The organism is Micromonospora sp. URMC 105 (assembly GCF_051386295.1).
Lineage (GTDB): Bacteria > Actinomycetota > Actinomycetes > Mycobacteriales > Micromonosporaceae > Micromonospora.
Window position 1 is genome coordinate 131,527 of record NZ_JBPQTL010000002.1, and the last position, 19,534, is coordinate 151,060.

The 19,534-nt window shown below is 70.9% G+C and carries 11 protein-coding genes and 1 pseudogene; 8 read left to right on the forward strand and 4 right to left on the reverse strand.

Going from position 1 to position 19,534, the window contains the following annotated elements:
- Window positions 1–440 precede the first annotated feature (440 nt).
- The gene (locus tag ACSNN7_RS01210) at window positions 441–3,419 is read left to right on the forward strand and encodes a family 16 glycoside hydrolase (protein WP_436678608.1); all 2,979 of its coding nucleotides are present in this window, start codon (window positions 441–443) and stop codon (window positions 3,417–3,419) included.
- A gap of 120 nt (window positions 3,420–3,539) precedes the next feature.
- Here ACSNN7_RS01210 and ACSNN7_RS01215 read toward each other — a convergent pair whose 3' ends face one another.
- A complete protein-coding gene (locus ACSNN7_RS01215; protein WP_436678609.1) occupies window positions 3,540–4,778 on the reverse strand; it encodes an RNA polymerase sigma factor in 1,239 nt (412 codons plus the stop codon).
- On the reverse strand, window positions 4,775–5,134 hold the full coding sequence (locus tag ACSNN7_RS01220) for a YciI family protein (protein WP_436678610.1): 360 nt from the start codon (window positions 5,132–5,134) through the stop codon (window positions 4,775–4,777). Before ACSNN7_RS01220 ends, ACSNN7_RS01215 begins: the two co-directional genes overlap by 4 nt.
- A 280-nt stretch (window positions 5,135–5,414) precedes the next feature.
- Here ACSNN7_RS01220 and ACSNN7_RS01225 point away from each other — a divergent pair.
- Window positions 5,415–6,086 (forward strand): annotated as a pseudogene (locus ACSNN7_RS01225) (serine/threonine-protein kinase); the annotation flags it as partial.
- Between the two features lie 196 nt (window positions 6,087–6,282).
- Here ACSNN7_RS01225 and ACSNN7_RS01230 read toward each other — a convergent pair.
- Window positions 6,283–9,894 carry a M36 family metallopeptidase gene (locus ACSNN7_RS01230; protein ID WP_436678611.1) on the reverse strand — a complete coding sequence of 1,204 codons (3,612 nt, stop codon included), beginning with the start codon at window positions 9,892–9,894 and terminating at the stop codon, window positions 6,283–6,285.
- Window positions 9,895–10,184: 290 nt separating this feature from the next.
- Here ACSNN7_RS01230 and ACSNN7_RS01235 point away from each other — a divergent pair, with 290 nt between their 5' ends.
- On the forward strand, window positions 10,185–11,279 hold the full coding sequence (locus ACSNN7_RS01235; protein ID WP_436678612.1) for an FUSC family protein: 1,095 nt from the start codon (window positions 10,185–10,187) through the stop codon (window positions 11,277–11,279).
- Between the two features lie 57 nt (window positions 11,280–11,336).
- On the opposite strand, the gene ACSNN7_RS01240 is transcribed toward ACSNN7_RS01235, so the two are convergent.
- Window positions 11,337–12,329, reverse strand: coding sequence for a 1-aminocyclopropane-1-carboxylate deaminase/D-cysteine desulfhydrase (locus ACSNN7_RS01240; protein ID WP_436678613.1), 993 nt, complete (start codon window positions 12,327–12,329; stop codon window positions 11,337–11,339).
- 134 nt (window positions 12,330–12,463) lie between these two features.
- Here ACSNN7_RS01240 and ACSNN7_RS01245 point away from each other — a divergent pair, with 134 nt between their 5' ends.
- The 5 genes from ACSNN7_RS01245 (at window position 12,464) to ACSNN7_RS01265 (ending at window position 19,408) form a co-directional block, all read left to right on the forward strand.
- A complete protein-coding gene (locus ACSNN7_RS01245; RefSeq protein WP_436678614.1) occupies window positions 12,464–13,795 on the forward strand; it encodes a phospholipase in 1,332 nt (443 codons plus the stop codon).
- Window positions 13,796–13,959: 164 nt separating this feature from the next.
- Complete coding sequence (locus tag ACSNN7_RS01250) at window positions 13,960–15,558, forward strand: hypothetical protein (RefSeq protein ID WP_436678615.1); 1,599 nt, start codon at window positions 13,960–13,962, stop codon at window positions 15,556–15,558.
- Window positions 15,559–15,706: 148 nt separating this feature from the next.
- The gene (locus tag ACSNN7_RS01255) at window positions 15,707–16,663 is read left to right on the forward strand and encodes an SDR family oxidoreductase (protein ID WP_436678616.1); all 957 of its coding nucleotides are present in this window, start codon (window positions 15,707–15,709) and stop codon (window positions 16,661–16,663) included.
- A gap of 536 nt (window positions 16,664–17,199) precedes the next feature.
- Window positions 17,200–18,777: an aspartate aminotransferase family protein gene (locus ACSNN7_RS01260; protein ID WP_436678617.1), complete on the forward strand. Its 1,578-nt coding sequence runs from the start codon at window positions 17,200–17,202 to the stop codon at window positions 18,775–18,777.
- Window positions 18,778–19,114: 337 nt separating this feature from the next.
- Window positions 19,115–19,408, forward strand: coding sequence for a winged helix-turn-helix transcriptional regulator (locus tag ACSNN7_RS01265; RefSeq protein ID WP_436678618.1), 294 nt, complete (start codon window positions 19,115–19,117; stop codon window positions 19,406–19,408).
- The last annotated feature ends 126 nt before the right edge of the window (window positions 19,409–19,534 follow it).

Here is a 19,534-nt window from a genome sequence, read left to right on the forward strand (position 1 = left end):
CAGGGTTGGCGTAGACCATCCTGCTAGCTGGCGAACTCCCGAGATGGTGGTGGGGCCTCCACTTCGGACCGTCAGCCCTCCTGCATCGCGATGAACGTGGACTTGCGTGCCCGTACCGATGCTGGCGGATCGCTTGGTCCTATATGGCCGACGAAGGGAGTGGGGCGCCGGTCGAGGCGGGGGCGCAAACGGTGTTCCGGAGGTGCCCCGCCACCGACTTTCGCCCAAGTGGCCGCAACTTTTGCATGATGAAGCGAAAGTTGCCGAGATGTTACCCGAAGCTCTCGACCAGTCATCGAAATGTGTCTACCGTTTCCGGCACCATCCACCCGCGTCGCGGGACGGGATCGGCACCGTCCTCCGACGGGACCGCGTGGATGGCGGCCGCTCGCCGGTGGCACGGCAGGGGGCGGCCGTACTCCCACCCCTGGAGAGAACGCATGGACACACGGCACCGCCGACGCCGGGGCGCGTACGCCCTGACGGCCCTCCTGTTCGCCGGCACCCTCTGGGCGACCCCCGCAGCCGCGGACCCGCCCGAGCAGGAGCCCGGCGTCACGCTGCGCGTCTTCGACGTGCAGACCAACCTCAGCGAGATCTGCACCCTCAAGCCCGGCCAGACCCCGAACGTCGACAAGCTCATGTCCGACATCAACTGGACCTCCTCGGCCGACTTCGGCTTCGAGGACCAGTTCGTGGCCCAGGTGCTCGGCAACATCACCATCCCTTCGGCGGGCGACTACACGTTCCGCCTGATCAGCGACGACGGCTCCCGGCTGCTGATCGACGACTCGGTGGTCGTCAACCACGACGGCCTGCACCCCCCAACCCCGAAGGACGGGACCGTCAACCTCAGCGCGGGCTACCACTCGCTGCGCATCGACCACTTCGAGCGCGGCGGTGGCCAGCAGATCCGGCTGGAGTGGCGTACCCCCGGCTCGTCGTCGTTCGTCCTGGTGCCGAACTCGGCACTCAGCACGGACGCCGGAGTGGTCCGGGTGACCGCGCCCGGCAAGAAGGAGTGCGAGGGTGTCACCGACTCGCCCGGCGACGGCCTGCCGCTGACCGGGGTGCACCCGAACTACGAGCTGACGAACCTCCGTCCCGCCGGCTTCCAGCCGCAGGTCAGCGCGATGGACTGGTTCTCCGACGGCCGGCTGGCCATCACCACCTGGGGTGGCACGGACAACACCTCCGGTGAGGTCTGGATCCTCGACGAGGTCACCGGCGACACCGGCCCGAGCCAGGTCACCACGAAGAAGGTCGCCAGCGGTCTCAAGGAACCGATGGGCATCAAGATCGTCGACGGCGTCATGTACGTGTCGGAGAAGCACCGGCTCACCCGCCTGGTCGACACCACCGGCGACGGCGTCACCGACGACTACCAGACCGTCGCGACCTGGCCGTTCGGCGGCAACTTCCACGAGTTCGCCTTCGGCCTGCTGTACCAGGACGGGTTCTTCTACCTGAACCTGTCGGTGTCGATCAACTACGGCGGCGCGACCACCGACCCCCAGCCCGCCGAGAACCGCGGCACCACCATCAAGGTCAACAAGAACACCGGCGCGGTCTCCTACATCGCCGGCGGCCTGCGTACGCCCAACGGCATCGGCTGGGGCCCCGAGGGCGGCATCTTCGTCACCGACAACCAGGGCGGCTGGCTGCCCTCGTCGAAGCTGGTGCACGTCAAACAGGGCCGCTTCTTCAACCACTACACCAACCCCGACGGCCCGTTCGACGCCAACCCGGTCACCCCGCCGGTGCTCTGGCTGCCGCAGAACGAGATCGCCAACTCCCCGAGCACCCCGCTGCACCTGACGGAGGGCACCTTCGCCGGGCAGATGCTCTTCGGCGACGTGACCTACGGCGGCATCCAGCGGGCCTACCTGGAGAAGGTCGGCGGCGAGTACCAGGGCGCGGTCTTCCGCCTCACCCAGGGCCTGGAGGCCGGCGTCACGCGGATCAGCCAGGGCCCGGACGGCGCCATCTACGCCGGCGGGCTGGGCGCGGGCGGCAACTGGGGCCAGGAGGGCAAGCTCACCTACGGCCTGCAGAAGCTGACGCCCAATGGCGAGAACCACTTCGACATCCTGGCGATGCGGGCCAAGCCGAATGGCTTCGAGGTGGAGTACACCCAACCGGTCTCCGCCGACACCGCGACGAACCTGGCCTCGCGCTATAAGGTCAAGCAGTGGCGGTACGAGCCGACCGCGGGCTACGGCGGCCCGAAGATCGACGAGGAGACGCTGACGGTCAGCTCGGCGAGCCTCTCCGCCGACAGCAAGAAGGTCACCCTGACCATCGACGGCCTCAAGGCCGGGCGGGTGGTGCACCTGCGCTCGCCGCGACCCTTCACCTCCAGCAGCGGTGAGTCGCTGTGGAGCACCGAGGCCTGGTACACCTTGAACGCGCTGGTCGGCTCGGCCGACCCGAGCGGCACGACCTACCAGGCGGAGGCGGCAACACTCGCCGGCGGCGCGGCGGTCAACACCAACCACCCGGGCTACTCCGGCACCGGCTTCGTCGACGGCTACTGGAACTCCGGGGCGACCACGACGTTCGGCGTCACCGCCGCCGCGGCGGGCGCGCACAACGTCAAGCTGCGCTACTCCAACGGTCCGAACCCGTTCTCCGGCACCAAGTCGCTGAGCCTCTACGTCAACGGCAGCAAGGTCCGGCAGGTCAACCTGCCCAGCACGGGCAACTGGGAGACCTGGGCCGAACACACCGAGTCGGTGACCCTCGCCGCCGGCGCCAACACCGTCGCCTACAAGTACGACAGCGGTGACAGCGGCAACGTCAACCTCGACCAGATCACGGTCACCTCGGCCAACCGCGTCACCCTCTTCGACGGCTCCGGCCTCGGCGCCTGGGAGAAGACCGACGACAGCGCGGCCACGTGGCCGGTCGCCAACGGTTCGATGGAGTCGCTGGGCGGAGACATCCGCACCAAGGACTCCTTCGGGGACTTCAAGCTGCACATCGAATGGTGGCAGCCGACGTACCCGGCGGATGTGACCGGCCAGGCCCGCGGCAACAGCGGGGTGTACCTCCAGGACCGGTACGAGATCCAGGTCCTGGACTCGTACGGCGACACCACGCTCTCCGACGACGAAGCCGGCGCGATCTACGACAAGCGCGCTCCGGACAGCAATGCCGCCACGGCGCCGGAGACCTGGCAGACCTACGACATCACCTTCCGGGCGGCCCGTTTCGACGGCGCCGGCAACAAGACCGCGAACGCGCGCGTCACGGTGGTGTGGAACGGCACCACCGTCCACAACGATGTGGAGATCAACGGTCCGACCGGCGCCGGTGCGCCGGAGGGGCCGACCGCCGGGCCGATCCGCCTGCAGGACCACGGTGACCCGGGGGAGAACCCGCGTTACCGCAACATCTGGATCGAACCCCTGAGCTGACCAGTCCACGGACGTGCCGCCCGGTGCATCGACCGGGCGGCACGTCCTCGTCGGCTCTCACCCGGTGTGGCGGGGGAGTGGGCCCGGGCGGTCCCGCAGGGCGCCGAACAGGAGCCCGGTCTATGTGGACTCGAGCTGGTCGCGCCGACGGGTGAGGTACGCGACCTCGGCGGTGTTGCCGGTCAGCTCGATGGCCCTCTCGTACGCGGCACGGGCATCCGCCGAGCGGCCGAGCCGGCGTAGCAGGTCGGCGCGGGTGGCGTGATAGGCGTGGTAGCCGCCCAGGTCCAGCCGGTCGACCAGCGCCAGCGCCACCTCGGGCCCGTCGAGCTCGGCGAGCGCGACGGCCCGGTTCAGCGCGACGATGGGTGACGGGTCGATGCCGGCGAGCTGGTCGTAGAGGGCGACGACCTGGGACCAGTCGGTGTCGCGCACGTCCCTCGCACAGGTGTGCACCGCGTTGACGGCAGCCAGGATCTGGTAGCGGCCAGGGCGTCCCTGACCTGCGGAGACGGCGGCGATCCGCGCCCGGACGAGCGCGTGCCCCTCGGCGATCAGCGCGGCGTCCCAGGCGTCACGGTCCTGCTCGCCGAGCGTGACCAGCTCACCCGTCGCCGAGACCCGAGCCGCCCGGCGAGCCTCGGTGAGGAGCATCAGCGCCAGCAGGCCGGCCACCTCACCGTCGGACGGCATCAGGGCATGCACCAGCCGGGTCAGCCGGATCGCCTCAAGGGTGAGGTCGCTGCGTACGGCCTCCTTTTCCGGGTCCGAGGCGAGGTAGCCCTCGTTGAAGATCAGGAAGAGGACCGCCAGGACGCCGGAGACGCGGGCGGGAAGGTCCGCGGAGGAAGGGACCCGGTAGGGGATCCTCGCCGTTTTGATCTTGTCTTTGGCGCGGGTGATCCGCCGGCCCATGGTGGTCTCCTGCACCAGGAAGGCGTGGGCGATCTCCGGCACCGTCAGCCCGCCGACCAGGCGCAGCGTCAGCGCGATCCGGGCCTCCATCGCCAGGGCCGGGTGGCAGCAGGTGAAGATCAGCCGGAGCCTGTCGTCGTCGATCGCGCCGGGCGGCTCAGGCGGGGTGTCGTCGTACAGCATCTGAGCCTCCTTCTGCTTGTCGTCCCGACGGGATTCCCGGCGCAGCCGGTCGATGGCGCGCCGGTTGGCGGTGGTGGTGATCCAGGCGCCGGGATTGGGGGGTACGCCGTCGGTGGGCCAGCGTTCGACGGCGGCCGCGAACGCCTCGGCGGCCATCTCCTCGGCGATGTCCAGGTCGCCGAAACGCCGGGTCAGCGCGGCGACCACCCGGGCCCACTCCTCGCGGTGGACCCGGATGATCGCCTCGGCGGCGACCGTCACGCGCCCGCGAAGGGGCGCACCTCGACCTTGCCCCGGCAGGCCTTCGACCCCTCGGCGGCCAGCTTCAGCGCCACGTCGAGGTCGGGAGCCTCGATGATCCAGAAGCCGGCGAGGTACTCCTTCGACTCCAGGTAGGGGCCGTCGGTGAACACCGGCTCGGCACCCTGCCCGTCGACGACGGTCGCCGCCGTGGCCGGACCCAGGCCGTCGGCGAAGACCCAGTGGCCCTCCTTCCGCAGGCGCTCGTGGAAGGCGTCCGTGTCTGCGAACGCCTCCTTCATCGCCTCCTCCGAGGGGTAGGTGGCGTACTCGCCGTACTCGGCCGGCCCGTAGACCGACATCAGGTACTGCGTCATCGCTGTCTCCCTAGGTGTCGTGGGCCCGTCCGGCCCGCCTCTCACCTCTGCTACGAAGGGCTCCGACCCGATCCGACACCCGCTGCCGTGATTTCTTGGGCCGAGATCCTGCCGTAGGCCGCGTTCACGAACCTACGGGAACGATTCCGCTGGACACGGCGGCGGGGACGAGCTGGGGTGCTTGAGGTCGGCGAGTCCGGGGTACCGGAAGTCCATGCCGAGTGTGGGGCAACTCGTCGGAGACCGATACCGCCTGGTCGAGAGCATCGCCAGCGGCGGTATGGGCGATGTGTGGCGCGCCGTCGACGAGACCCTGGACCGCTGTGTGGCGGTCAAGATGCTGCACCCGCGCCTGGTCACCGACCCCGGCTTCGGCGAACGGTTCCGCCGCGAGGCACGCGCGATGGCGGCGCTGCGACACCCCGGTGTCGCCCAGGTCTACGACTACGGCGAGGTGTCCCGGCCCGGAGCGCCGGTCCTCGCCTACATCGTGATGGAGTGTGTGCAGGGACAGCCCCTGTCGGAGCGCATCGCCGAGGTCGGCCGGCTGGACGCGGCCGAGACGATGTCGATCGCCGCGCAGACCGCCCGCGCCCTGCAGGCCGCGCATGACGCCGGCCTCGTGCACCGTGACGTCAAGCCCAGCAATCTGATCATCGAGCCCGACGGGCACGTCGTACTCGTCGACTTCGGCGTTGCCGTCACGCAGGAAGCGGCCAGCCTGACCGCGGCCAACCAGGTCGTCGGCACCGCCCTGTACATGGCGCCCGAGCAGGTGTCCAAGAACGAGATCGCCCCGGCGATCGACATCTACGCGCTGGGTGCCGTCGTCTACCACTGCCTCGCCGGTGGCCCCCCGTACCAGGGTGACAACGCCGTCGCGGTGGCGCTGCGGCACCTCGAGGAGGAACCGCCGCCGCTGCCCGAGGACGTCCCGGCGGAGGTTCGGCAGTTGGTGGCCACCGCGATGGCCAAGGAGCCGACTCGGCGGTTTCCGACGGCGGCGGCCATGGCCACTGCGGCGCAGGCCCTCGCGGACTCGCCCGACCGGCAGGTGAGGGCCGCTGCCGAGGCGGCCTCGACCGGGCGGCAGACCGCACACCTGGCTGCCCGGCGGCCGGGCCTCGGCGGTGCGTCGCGCCGGGCCGTCAGCCGGGGAAACACCACGGCCGCGGTGCTGCTCGGATCGCTGGCCGCTGCGGCAGCCGTCCTGGTGTTCGCTGATCCCACCGGAGTGATGTCGGGCCCGACCGAACGACCGCCGGTGTCTCCCGCGGTGCCCTCCGCGGTGCCGCCACCGCAGGGGAAGCCCAGCCCTGGCGCCGGCGGCGGCGAACCGGCCGCCGGCAATTCTGCCGGTATGCCGCTTCGAGCGCCTGGATCGCCTGCCCAGAAGGCCACCGGGCCCGCAGGCGCGAGGACGGTGGGCAGAGCGACGCCTTCGGCCGGGAGCAGTGGGGGAGCACCTCGCCCCACCACGTCCGGCAGCGCCACCCAGGCACCGACGGCAGCGCCGACGACGGACCCGACCGGGGAGCCGACGACGGACCCGACCGAGGAACCGACGACGGACCCGACCGAGGAACCGACGGCGGACCCGACCGGGGAGCCGACGACGGACCCGACCGAGGAACCGACGGCGGAGGAGTCGGCGACCGGAGGGACGGCAGTGCCCCGCGCCTAGTGACATAAGTGCCGGACTCGTCGGCGGCCTCCGACGCCGCGGATCCGAGCAGGGTGCACGACTCGTCGTAGAAGTACAGGTCGAAGTCGTACGGGGTGGCGGTGTCGCCGCGTACCTCGACCTGGTGGGCTCCGTCGCCGAAGCTGTCCGGCAGCTTCGTGACCCAACCGTCCGCGCCCTGCACCTGTGCCACCGGCACCGCGCAGGCGGACCTGAACGCGGTGGCGGTCACGCCGGTGGCGTCGTCGGCCGTGCCGGTGGACGGGTTACCGGTGACGATCATCCCGGTCTCGGTGACCGGGGCGTCCGGCGGAGACGGGGGCAGTGGCTCCACCCCGGTGACGGTCTGCGAGAAGACCTGCAGCTCAGCGGTCTGCACGTCGCTCTTCGTCTCGCCGAGCGCGGTGTCGGTCCAGAACCGCACGTACTGAGCCTGCACCGGCTTCGGCAGCGTGAACTGCTTGTAGTGCAGGTCAGGTGCGGTGGGGCGGGGCGTCTGGTAGCCGAATGCGTCCGCCCGCGACAGGACGGTCTGCCAGTTCGTACCGTCGGTGGAGGTCTGCAGGGTGAACCCGCGCAGGCCCTCGAAGCGGGCGGCGGCGAAGGCGCTGACCTGGACCGAGGAGACCTGCGCCGGAGCGGCAAGTTTGATCACGGCGTTGCCGGTGTCAGCGGCGGCCTTCCAGCTGCTCGCCTCGGTGTCGTCGATCAGCCGCCCGGCACCGGTCGCGGTGGCCGAGACGACGGTGGCGCCGTTGGCGGCGGAGGCCAGATTGGGGGCCAGCGCGAAGCGCAGAGCGGAGGTCCCACCCGCGGTGATCTTCACGGCGGGGAAGGTGCGGGAGCCGAAACCCTCGGCCGCGATCGTCACCGGGTAGGTGCCGGCGGTCACCGGTGCCGAGAAGCCGCCGTCGGTGGACGACGTCCGCAGCGGGGTGACCCTCGCCTCGAAGACGCCGAGGATGATGCGAGCGCCGGGGACGGGTTTGCCGGTGGCGGCGTTGACGACGGTACCGGTCAGGGTGCCGTTGCGGGCCGGGTTCACGTGCGCGTACGACGGGACGGGATCGGTGTCGTCGCCGCCGTCGGTGGCGGCGTGCAGGCCCAGGCCCCGCTTGGCGAAGGCGCCGTAGACCGTGTCCACGAGTGCGGTGTAGTCCGACCTGCTGTGGTAGCGGTTGTCCAGCGCGGTGCGGATCGCGTCGCGCATGTCGATGAAGGACGGGTCGGCCGGGGACAGCGGCATCGCGTCGGTGACCAGCCGTGCGGCCATCTCACCGCCGGCCGCCTCGCCGTAGCGGGCGACGAGGCCCTTGCGCATGTCCCACAGGATCGCCGTCCAGATCTCGCCATCGGAGTGGACCTCGGCGCCGCCGAGGTCGTAGCCGATGTCCCCGAAGCCGGTGGGGTTCTGGTCGTAGTTCCAGTTCCGGATGCCGCGCTGGTTGTTGCCGGTGACGTGCTGCCCGACCACGGCGGTGGTGGCGAGCTTCCTGCCGTAGAGGTAGTTCAGCGCGTACCAGTCGCCCCAGCCCTCGCCCATGGAACCGGCCTGGTGGGTGGTGAGGGCGTTGTCCTCGGCGCTGACGTAGCGGTTCGACAGCCCGTGCGCGTACTCGTGCTCGATGACGGAGGCGTCGAAGTTGCCGTCGGCGTACGGCCCCTCGAACGTGTCGTTGATCGGCTCCCAGAGGAACATGCCGCTCCACGCCGGAATGCCGTCGGGCAGGGTGAGCATGTAGGCGTTGTCCCGGCCGGTGTAGGTGGGCGCGCCGCCGCTCACCGCGCCGGCGTGGACCAGCCCGAGGACGGGGTCGCCGCCCTGACCGCCGTCGGTGCCGTTGGTGGTCTGGAAGTTCCCGCCCGATTCGGTGAAGCCGAGGGCTCGGAACTCGTCGTGGATGCGGTTGTGGTGCCAGAACAGGTTGGTCGCCGCGGGGTCGAGGTCCTGGGCGTAGCTCGGCGGCACCGTCTGCCCGTTGCTGCGCGTCCAGTTGGCCGCGTACGCGTAGTTGAACTGGGCGGTCGGGCTCACCGGGCGCGGCGCCTGGTCGGCGGGGACCAGGAAGTTCGAGTAGTTGGCGTACGTGTTCGCGTTGTTGCCGACGGTCGTCGGCCCGGGGACGCCGGCCAGGCCGCTGGGGTCGACGTATCCCGACGGCGACTGGGCGGTCGGCCCGAACGACTTGACGACCGGGGTGCCACCGGCCGGAGCACCGGGGTGGTTCTCGTAGACGGTGCCTTCGGCGTCGTGCGCCACCAGGGAGGCCTGGTACAGCGTCTCGCCGGTCGCCGCGTCGACGACGCTGTCCCATGCCTGGTCCAGCGCCTTGACGAACAGCACCCGGTAGGCCGGCCGAACGCCGTCACGGGTCGGGAAGGCGCCCTTCTGCACGTAGGAGTCACCCGCGAAGGGCCCCTTGGCGAAGACCTGGAAGCCGGCGCGCTGCCCGGCCGGCTGCGCGGTGTAGCCGATACCGGCGGCGAGCCGGCCGACCAGCCCCTGCAACGCCTGGCTCGCCGACAGCGTGTGCGCGGCGACCAGCCCGCCGCTGCGGGCCGACGTGCCGGCGTACGAGAGGACCCTTCCGTCCTTGGCGACCGTCACGCCCAACCGGCCGCCGCGCACCGCCGGCAGGCCGGCGTACGTCTGGGCGAAGTTGACCACGTGGGTGCCGGTGCCGACGAGTTCGTGGTCACGCACGACGGTCAGCTCCGCGACGTCCTTCGCGGACAGGCCGAACGTCTCCCGGTTGGCGTCGATGAAGGCCCGCGCCACCTCGGCCGGTTTCCCCGGGCGCGGGCCGGTGAGCCATCCGCCGTCCCTGCGGATCGTGCGGGGCGTGCCGAACCGTCCGTCCCAGCTGACCCGGGTGCCCGCGCCCGCGGCCGCGACCAGCCGGCGCACCGCGGTGAGCTGGGCGTCGGTGGGCCGCACCGATTCCGTCGTACGGCGCACGTCGATCCGGTCGATGCCCGGCGATCCGACGTCCACGACGGCCGAAGCAACCGACGGACTGAGCGTCAACACGAGGGCGAAGGCCGCCCCGGCCGCGAGAGGTGGACGGATACGCATGGAAGCTCCTCTGGGGGGTTGGATCAGGCCTGCGTCATGCCGGAGGTGGTAGCCCTTCGCAATGGACATCGCCCCGACCGGCTGACGCGCAACACCCCGCACGGAGCCGACGGCCGACCCCCGGCCCGCACCAGGCGTGGACGGCCGCAGAGCGGGTAGTGAGCCTCATGCGGGAAGAGCCGTCGGGTGGCCACCGTTCCCCGCTCGCCGCGGTCGGCCGCTACCTGGCGAGCACGGCTGCGGGCTCCAGGCGACGGAGCGCCCGGGAGGCCCGGCTGCGGGTACGGCAGATGGAGATCATCCTGGTCATCGCGGTGCAAGCCGGTCTGGCTGCCGGACTTGCCTGGTGGCTGGCGTACAACGTCCTCGGCAACCCCAACCCGGTCTTCGCGCCGAGCGCGGCGGTGGGCACCATCGCGGCGGCCCTCGGACAGCGCACCCGCCGCACCGTGGAGATGCTCGTGGGCATCGGTCTGGGCATCGCCATCGGCGACGCGCTGGTCTACGTCATCGGCAGCGGCGCCTGGCAGACAGCCGTCATCGTCACCCTTGCCATCGGCATCGCCCTCGGACTCGTCGGCCGCGGCGGTACGGTGGTCAGCCAGGTCGGTGGTACCGCCGTCCTCATCGCCACCCTCTCCTCCAGCGAACGAAACCTCGAACTGCCACGCATCGTCGACGCGGTCGTGGGAAGCGTGGTCGGGCTGGTCGTCGTGGCACTCCTGCTGCCGGTACACCCCATCCGGGTCATCAACCGCGCCGCCGGCCCGGTCTTCCACACCGTGATCGAGCAGCTGCGTGAGATCGCTGCCGCCATGCAGCACCATGATCATGGCCGCGCCGTCCGCGCGATGGACACGCTCGACGGTATGGGGCCGGACGTGAGCCGGATGCAGGAGGCCGTCCAAGGAGCGGAAGAGGTCGTGACCCTCGCGCCGGTACGCTGGAACCGCCGCCAGGAATTCGAACGCTTCGACCGGGGAGTGCGCCACCTCACCTACGTCATCGACGACAGCCGCGATCTCGCCCGTCGCGCCGCCACCGCCCTGCAGTACGCCGAGCCGCTACCTGGCCACCTGTCGGACGCCGTGGAATCGTTGGCCGACGCCGTCCGCCGACTGCAGCAGGAAGCTCGGAAGGGGGAAGGCCACGATCAGTCGCGGCGCCTCGGGCTGAGAGCGGCCGTCCAGGCCGGCTGCGCGCACGCCGAGGGTGTCCAACTGTTCGGCGCTGCAGTCGTCACTCAGGTCCGCGTGGCCGCGAGTGACCTGTTGCGCGCGACCGGTTGCTCGATCGAGCAGGCCAACCGCAGGACGCGGCTCGCGGCGAGCCTGGGACGTCTACGGCATCAACCGGTTCAGCCGAAGGAATCCGATACCCCATAGGGTCTGGACAGAGCCAGCCTGGTGGGCGATGTGACCGGTCCTGCCGTCTTTGGCCCGTCAGGCCGGAGATCGGGTGGTCCCGGGTGCGGTGTGCCAGTAGAGCGTGGGACCCGCCGGCACCCGCCCGCTGCACAACTCACGCAGAGCCGCTGCCGCCTTGGCGGTGTACACCGGATCGGCGACCAGGCCCGTGTGGTGCCGAAGCCATCGTGCCGCGTCGACGCTGGCCGCGGAGGGAATCCCGTACCCGGGCCCCAGCCACTCGCGGCGCACCTGCAGGGGTGCGAGGAAAACCGGGTCCGGAACGGGCGCACCGTGGCGACGCAGCAGTCCCGCCGTCGCCCTGGCCATCCGGCCAATCTGCGCCGGGCCCACGCGGGTCTTGTCGTTGACCAGGATCCCCACCACCTCGGTGGACAGCCCGGCGAGCGCCAGCCCGAGGATCAGGCCGGCGGCGGTGCCACCCGAGCCGACCGGGACGACGATCCGCCGGGGAGCGGGCAGCGCTCCGGCGGCGACCTGCTCGGCGAGTTCGAAGGCCGCCTCGACGAAGCCCAGGCAGCCGTGCGCGTTGGATCCGCCGACCGGTAGCAGGCCCGGACGCCGCCCGGCCACGGCCGCGCCGACCAGGAGACGACCGGCCGTCGCGTACGCCGCCGCCACGCTGTCGACGCGGTACGTCGTCGCGCCGGTCGCCCGCACCGCCGCCAGCTGCTCCTCGACATGGTCGTCGTGGGGCTGCTCGACCGCGACGATGTGGGCCGGTATTCCGGCGGCGGTGGCGTAGCGGGCCACCGCCACCGCATGGTGGCTGCCCGTACCACCACCGGTCACCACGACCCGGCACCGCCGCCGCAGGAGATCCGCCAGGCTCCATTCGAGCTTGCGCACCTTGTTCCCGCCGTACAGCCGGCCGTACCCGCTGTCATCCTTGATCCACAGATCATGCTGGTCGACCCGGCGCACGACGGTCGGGCCGGCACCCAGCGGCAGGAAGGGCAGCCGCGCCACCACCGACGGATAGCAGGCATGCAGGCGGGGCAGGGCCATCTCATCCGTCCTACTCGCCGCGATCGCCAGGACCGTCCAGTCCGGCCACAGCGGATCGACATCCGTTCACAAGCCTCTCCTAGCATAGACGCCGAACGATCGACCTCGGTGTCGGCGCGCTGCGGGAGGCTCGGATGGCAGGACGTCGGAACCTGGCGGCGACGACGGTCGCCCTCGGCTGCGTCATCGGCACGGCGGCACCCGCCGCGGCCACCGACGCCGTGCCCGTACCCGACGGGCAGTACTACGTGCAGAGCGTCGTCACCGGGCTGAACGCGGCGGAACACGCCGGCGTCGTCGTGCAGCGGTCCCCGCGCGGCGACGAGGACCGGCAGCAATGGCGACTGCGCACCACGGCCGAGGGTCACCTGCTGGAGAACACCGTCACCCCGGGACGGTGCCTGGGTCGCCGGGACGCCGCAGCAGTGGCGGTCGGCTGCACCGAGCCGGCCGCCCGGTGGATCGTCACCGCCACCGGACCCGAGCGGTACGCCATCGGCGAGCCCGCAACCGGCCGTGTCCTCACCGCTGGGCCGGGGCGCGCGGAGCTGACCCTGGAGCCGCCCGGGGCGAGCTGGTACCTCACCCCGGTCGAGCCGGTGACCCGCCCGCTGCCGCCCGAGGACGAACGCCGGCTCGACCAGGTGACCTTTCTGACCGCACACAACGCCTACGCGAACGGGCACGACGGCGGCTTCGCCCCACCGCTGGTCAACCTCCTTCCCAACCAGGCGCGCGGCATCGAGCGGCAGCTCGCCGACGGGGTACGCGGCTTCCAGCTCGACATCCACCAGACCCGCGACGGCGCCATCCTCTGCCACAACAGCTGCTTCCTGGTGTCCCGGCCGGTGGCGCTCTGGGTCGACCTGCAACGGATCGTGGACTTCCTGCGCCGCAACCCGCGTGAATTCGTGACCGTGTTCCTCGAGGACTACGTCAGCGCCCCGGTGCTCCGAGCCGAGCTGGCCCGCGTACCCGGCCTGACCGACCTGCTGTACCGGCCGGACCTGGAGGGCGTCCACGCCACCGGCTGGCCACGGCTGCGCGAACTGCGTGATCGCGACCGACGACTACTGATCTTCACCGACCGCCGGCGGGAGGACGACCAGGCGGGCAGCCTCACCCGGGACACCTTCGGGGTGCTCTACCAGCGCGAGTGGACGGTGGAGAACTACTGGACCATGGGGCCGGGAATCGGCCAGAGCGACTGGACCTGCGTGAGCCGGTGGCCCGACCTGCCACTCACCCGCGGCGACGGCTCCGCGTTCCGGCCGTTGTTCGTGATGAACCACTTCCGGGACGCCCCGGTGCCGGTCACCGCCGCGGCCGACAACAGTCGGCTGCTCAACCGGGCGCAGCGATTCTGCCAGCCGGCGGCCCGCAAGAAGCCGAACTTCGTGGCGGTCGACCGCTACGACCTCGGCGACGCCACCGCCGCCGTCGTGGCCCTCAACAACTACTGGTGACCGGCAGCTGAAATCTCCGATTCGGCCCGCGACCTTGTAGCATGCGGCGGACAACGGCCGGCAGCCGGAGCGCCGCTCTGGTACGACTCGGCGTGGGCCCGCCGGAGCGGGCGGCTGCCACGCCGGTCGGGCCGGGGCCGGAATGAGAGAGGAACCTGCTCGGCGTGTTCCAGGAACCGGACCGGACCCGGATGACCGGCGGAAACTCGACTGGCGGGGCGCCAGGCGCCGGCCCGCAGGAGGAAGCGGACCTGGCCAGGGCGGTGCGGCAGGTCGCCGTGCTGCGCACCGGGTTCTACGTCGTCGTGCTGCTGGTCGCGCTGGGCGGCCAGGTGTCCGGAGCGATGGAACGGCTCGGCATGCCCTGGTACGTCGCCCTTCCCGCCGTCGGGGCGCTGGAGCTGGGTGGCGTCGTGGTGCTGGCGAACGCCGACGTCCGCCGTCGACTGGGCGAACCGGCGATCCTGTCCCGCGTGCTGTCGGCCGGCATCGCGGCCGCCGCGGTCGCCTTCAACTGGCTGGCGCACAGCAACCACCTCGAAGGCGGTTTCTACGCGGGCATGTCCCTGCTCGGCTATCTGGTGTGGCTCATGAACACCGAGAACCAGCGGCGGGACCGGCTGCGCGCCAGGCGGCAGCTGCCACCCACGACGCCGGCGTACGAACCGGTCGGGCACTGGTTGCGACACCCGTGGCTGACCCGCCGTGCCCGCTCGCTGGCCAAGGCCGACCCTCGCCTCGGGCTGTACGGTTCGCTCGACGCGGCCTGCGCGCAGGTTCGCGCCGAGCGGCGGCAGGCGGCGCTGAGCAAGGTGCTGCACCGCAAGATCAGCCGAGCGCTGGACCCCACCACCGCGGACATCGCCGTGGCGGTGTACGACCTCGACGAGATCGCCCGCCGGCTGGCCGAACAGGCGGACTACGACGGGCTGACCGCGCTGATCGCCGCCGACCTGGCACCCGCGCGCGTGCTGGCCGGGAACCTGCCGGCCCGCGGTCGCCGCCGGTGGTGGCGCCGGACCGGCCAACCCGATCCTGTCGCGCTGGCCTCGGCCGCGCGGCTGCTCGCCGACGCCCCGGAGCGGCTGCTCGCCCCCGCACCTGAGCTGCTCACGGTCGCGGCCCCCGTCGTCTCTGCTGCGGACGCAGCCTCCGGTGGCTCAGCGCGGCCAGAGCCGGCCGGGGACGCCGTCGAGCCGGTGAGCGTTACCGAGCAGGCGGGCGACGGTGCCGAGCGACCGAGGTCGGAGCGGTTCCCGGCAGTGACGCCGGACCTCACCGACCGGCGGTCGGAGCCGTCCGAGAGCACCGGCCAGCCCACCTCGACCACGGATCAGCCCGACCCGCCCCGCGCCTCCGACTGGGCGGCGCTGCACGCGGAAATCGCCCCGCTCCTGCCGGCGGCCGCGCCGCGCCGAACGCCGCGCAACACCGCAGGCCGGTCGACCACCAGCCGGGCGGAGACACCCTCGACCATGGACGCGCCGAGCTCTGTCGCGGAGCCGGCCGACACCGCGCCGGCGACGACCCGCAGCGTGGCACCGACGCCGCGCACCGCGACGGGACGGGCACGGGTCGCCCGGGTGGCCGACCCGGGGCCGATCGCGTCAGCCACGCGAGAGCTACCGCTGGTGGTCGGGCGGGACCTGCCGGACCTGGTGGACACCGCGGCGAGCCGTACCACAGCGCCCGTCGCGGCCCCCGACGGCGCGCAAGGCGTCACCGAGCAACGCTCGGCGTCGCGGCCGCGGCAGCGCCGGTAAGGACGACGCCTCAGGCGGTCGCCTACTGGTGACGTCGTCACCCGATGCCGTGGCGGGCCGGCTGGTAGTGTGGGTGGCCTCGGATCCGCAACCACGCCCTGCCACGGGTACGGCGCAAGATCTCCGCTCTGCGTTGGAGGGTCTTGCCATGGGTCGAGCCAGTTCAGTCACGAATGCCTCCGGTTCCCGGCTGCGTCTGCTGACCGCCGTCGACGCCCGGAAGGATGCGGGCAGTAGCCCGACGGGAGTGGTCGGGCGGAAGCTGGCACGTCAACTGCTGGATGCGGGCGACCGGGTACGTGTGCTCGCCGAGCCCGGGCAGATCCACGGCTGGCCGGACGGCGTCGATGTCGTGGAGGGTTCCATCACCCGGCCGGCACAGCACCCCGAGGTCTTCGTCGGCGTCGACGGACTCTTCCTCGCCGGAGCCGTGCCGACGACTGTCCCGGATGTGCTGCGGGCCGTTCAGTACGCAGGTGTGCCGCGCATCGTCGTGCTGTCCTCGCACGGACCGGAGTACGAGCGGGCCTATCCGCCGGAGACGTGGTTCTGGCTCGCTGTCGAGCGTGCCGTCGAACGCTCGGGGGTGGAGTGGACACATATCCGCCCTTCGGCGGTGATGGGCGCGATGGTCGAGGGCACCTACCCGGCCACGGGGTCAGACTGGCAGGGCACGGTCAGGGACGAGCGGACCGTTCGGGAGGCATTCCTGAACGACGGCTACTACCCCTTCATTCACGAGGACGACCTGGCCTCCGTCGCGGCGGCGGCACTGCGTACCGACGATCATGTCGGCTCCGTCGTCGAGGCGGTCGGAATGCCGATCAGCACTCGGGCACGCGTGGACAGCATCGCCAGAGCCATCGGCGCTGAGGTCGCCGCCATCGAGATCACACCCGACGCCAGTCGGGACATCTGGCGGCGGCGCGGCTGGCCCGACAGCGGCATAGACGTCACGCTGTACGGCCTCCAGGAATACGGGGCGCGGCTCGCCGAGCTCACCCGGTGGACCCTCGACCAGCGGCCGGCCGTGCATGAGATCATCGGCCGCCCGCTGCGCGGCTTCGATGAGTGGGCGGTCGAGCATGCCCACCTGTTCCGCTGAATCTGCACATGCATCACGAACTCCTCCTGCTGACCGGCTGAGGCGCGGGCGAGCCGGGCCAGGTCCAACAGGCGGGGAGGATTCTCGACGTCCAGCTTGCCGGTCTCCGACTGAATGCTGCCGACGCGAAGCCGGAAGCCGGGTTCCCGGCGGATGCGCCGTCGGGGATCGGCGGATTCCCGCTCGATTACCAACTGCCCCTCGCGCTGCCGGAGATCGTCGGGGTCCGCGGGCCGGCCGACGGTGGGGAGTCCTGGAGAGCCGTCACCGCCGAGACCGGGCGACGCGGACGGTGATCCCGAATGAACGGCGAGTGAGCAGCAGGCCGTTAGGGTGCAAACGCGCCGATCGACCTGATCCATGATCAGGTCACCTCCAATCGACGGAAGTGGTGACCGGCCCACCGCGACGAGCAGCGTGCCTGTCGCGGTCTCCACTGCAGGGCGGACCCGCGCTCCTCACCGCGGATCGGCGGCCCGCCTGTACGCCCGCCGCACCCGACTCTTCGACGACCGACGGACCTGAAGGAGAGAAAGATGGCAGCCGTAGACGAACCGGAGCTCGCTGAGGCACACCTGCGCCAGCTGCTGGGCAGTCTCGGTCTGGACGTCAACTACGTCCGCGGGCAGGCCAACACCCTGTACTTCCTCGACGACGGGCGGGAGCACGCCGTGGTCGACTTCGTCGGCGGATACGGCTCACTCATCTTCGGGCACAACAACCCGACGCTCGTGGCGTACGCCAAGCAGCTGCTCGACGCGCAGATCCCCTTCCACGCGCAGTTCTCCTACCACCCGTACGCCAACGACCTGGCCACCGCCTTGAACCGGGTGCACCGGCGGGAGTTCCGCACCGACGAGAACTACCGGGCGATCTTCGCCAACAGTGGCGCTGAGGCCGTGGAAACGGCACTCAAGCACGCCGAGATGGACCGCTCGATACGGCTGGCGGCGCTCGGCGAGGAGATCCACGGCCACGTCGAGGAGGCGCAGGCGGCTGTCGCGGCCGGTAGCGCGGTGGTCGCGGACCATGCCTACGACGAACTCGGGGTCACCGACCGGTCGGCCGGCGCCCTTGAGCGCCTGGTGGAGGCGATCCACCAGCACAACGAGCCGAGGTTCCTCCGGCAGCCGCTCTTCCTGACGCTGGAGGGATCGTTCCACGGCAAGCTCGCCGGCAGTCTGCAGCTCACCCACAACTCGGCGTACCGCCTGCCCTTCCGGGCCCTGGCCGCCCAGGCCCGGTTCCTGCCCTTCGACCAGCCCGGTGCGGTCGAGAAGGTCCTGGACGAGGAGCGGACGTACGTCTACGACGTCGTCATGCGCGACGGCGTGGTCGACGTCACCGAGCGGGAACTGCCGGTCATCGGTGGCTTCTTCGTCGAGCCCATTCAGGGTGAGGGTGGCATCCACGAGGTCGGGGTGGACATGGCGCAGGCGATCAGGGCGGCGGCGGACACCGCCGGCTTCCCGGTCATCCTCGACGAGATCCAGAGTGGCGTCGGCCGATCGGGTGCTTTCTTCGCCGGATCACACATCGGGCTGCGGGGCGACTACTACGTGCTGGCCAAGAGTCTCGGTGGCGGTCTCTCCAAGCTGTCGGTGCTGCTGGTTCGCGACAGCCTCTACCGCCCCGACTTCGAGCTGCTGCACAGTTCCACGTTCGCCAAGGACGCCTTCTCCTGCCATCTCGGCCGGAAGGTGGTGGAGATGCTGGAGGCCGACGGCGGTTCAGCGTACGGACGCGTGATCGAACGCGGTGCACGGCTACGGGCGGCGCTCGAGCGGATCCGATCGACCTTTCCCGACGTCGTCAAGGACTGTCGTGGACGCGGCCTGATGCTGGGACTCGAGTTCCAGGACCAGTCCACCTGCGATGACGAGATCATCGCTTCGAATGCGCGCAACGGCTTGATCGGCTACGTGCTGGCCGGCTACCTGCTGCGCGAGCACCGGGTGCGCGTCTTCCCGACCGCGAGCGCGTCGCACACGCTGAGGTTCGAGCCCTCGGTCGAACTGACCGACGACGAGATCGGTCAGCTGGAGAGCGGGCTCGAGGCCACCTGCCGGCTGCTGCGTGAGCGTGCCGGGGCCAGACTGGTCGGGGCGGCGTGAGATAGCCGGGTGCGCCCGGGCACCGGATGGCCGGCGGGATCATCGACCAGGCGGTGCTCTCGGCCGATCGCTTCGACGCGGGCTGGGCCGAGTCAGCGTTTTCGGCGGCCCCGATCGGCGGGGCGAATGTGGAGTGGCGGCGGGAGCTGCCGTCGCCGCGGCCACAGGTCCGGAGCGTTCTGTCCCTTCATCGTTTGCCGGTCATCGAACACGTTCCGCTTGGGGCCGATCGCGAAGGCAGGTGTGCGGACGCTGCGGTGATGCGTACGCGAACCGATCGGTGCCTGCCGTCGAGTAAGGAGCTGTTGCAGTGAGCACGAGGCGTTACGACTGTGGCGTGGACGCCGCGCTGGACGTCATCAACGGCAAGTGGAAGACGCTGATCATCTCGGTTCTTGCCGAGGAGAGCCGCCGTTTCGGGGAGCTGAAGCGACTCGTTCCAGGGATCAGCGACAAGGTGCTCGCGCAGCACCTCCGTGATCTGGAGGCGAGATACATCGTGCGCCGTGACGTCTTGAACGACAGCCCCGTCAAGGTGAAGTACTCCCTGACGTCGGTCGGCACGTCGCTCAACGACGCCTTGGGACCACTGTGCGAGTGGGGCGAGCAGCACGCCGACAGCGATCAGTAGGGGTCTCAGACGACGCTGCGAGTCCGACTGCAGCGGCCGGGTCAGGCACGCAAGGCCGCGTCCCCCGTACAGGCGACGCGGCCTTCCGTGCTGGGGCTCTTGCCGCTGGGGCGACCGGACCGGACG

Coding starts and splice junctions, on each gene's coding strand:
- ACSNN7_RS01255 (WP_436678616.1), top strand. CDS start 15,707: ATGGGTCGAGCCAGTTCAGTCACGAATGCCTCCGGTTCCCGGCTGCGT.
- ACSNN7_RS01235 (WP_436678612.1), top strand. CDS start 10,185: ATGGAGATCATCCTGGTCATCGCGGTGCAAGCCGGTCTGGCTGCCGGA.
- ACSNN7_RS01230 (WP_436678611.1), bottom strand. CDS start 9,894: ATGCGTATCCGTCCACCTCTCGCGGCCGGGGCGGCCTTCGCCCTCGTG.
- ACSNN7_RS01245 (WP_436678614.1), top strand. CDS start 12,464: ATGGCAGGACGTCGGAACCTGGCGGCGACGACGGTCGCCCTCGGCTGC.
- ACSNN7_RS01220 (WP_436678610.1), bottom strand. CDS start 5,134: ATGACGCAGTACCTGATGTCGGTCTACGGGCCGGCCGAGTACGGCGAG.
- ACSNN7_RS01260 (WP_436678617.1), top strand. CDS start 17,200: ATGGCAGCCGTAGACGAACCGGAGCTCGCTGAGGCACACCTGCGCCAG.
- ACSNN7_RS01210 (WP_436678608.1), top strand. CDS start 441: ATGGACACACGGCACCGCCGACGCCGGGGCGCGTACGCCCTGACGGCC.
- ACSNN7_RS01240 (WP_436678613.1), bottom strand. CDS start 12,329: ATGGCCCTGCCCCGCCTGCATGCCTGCTATCCGTCGGTGGTGGCGCGG.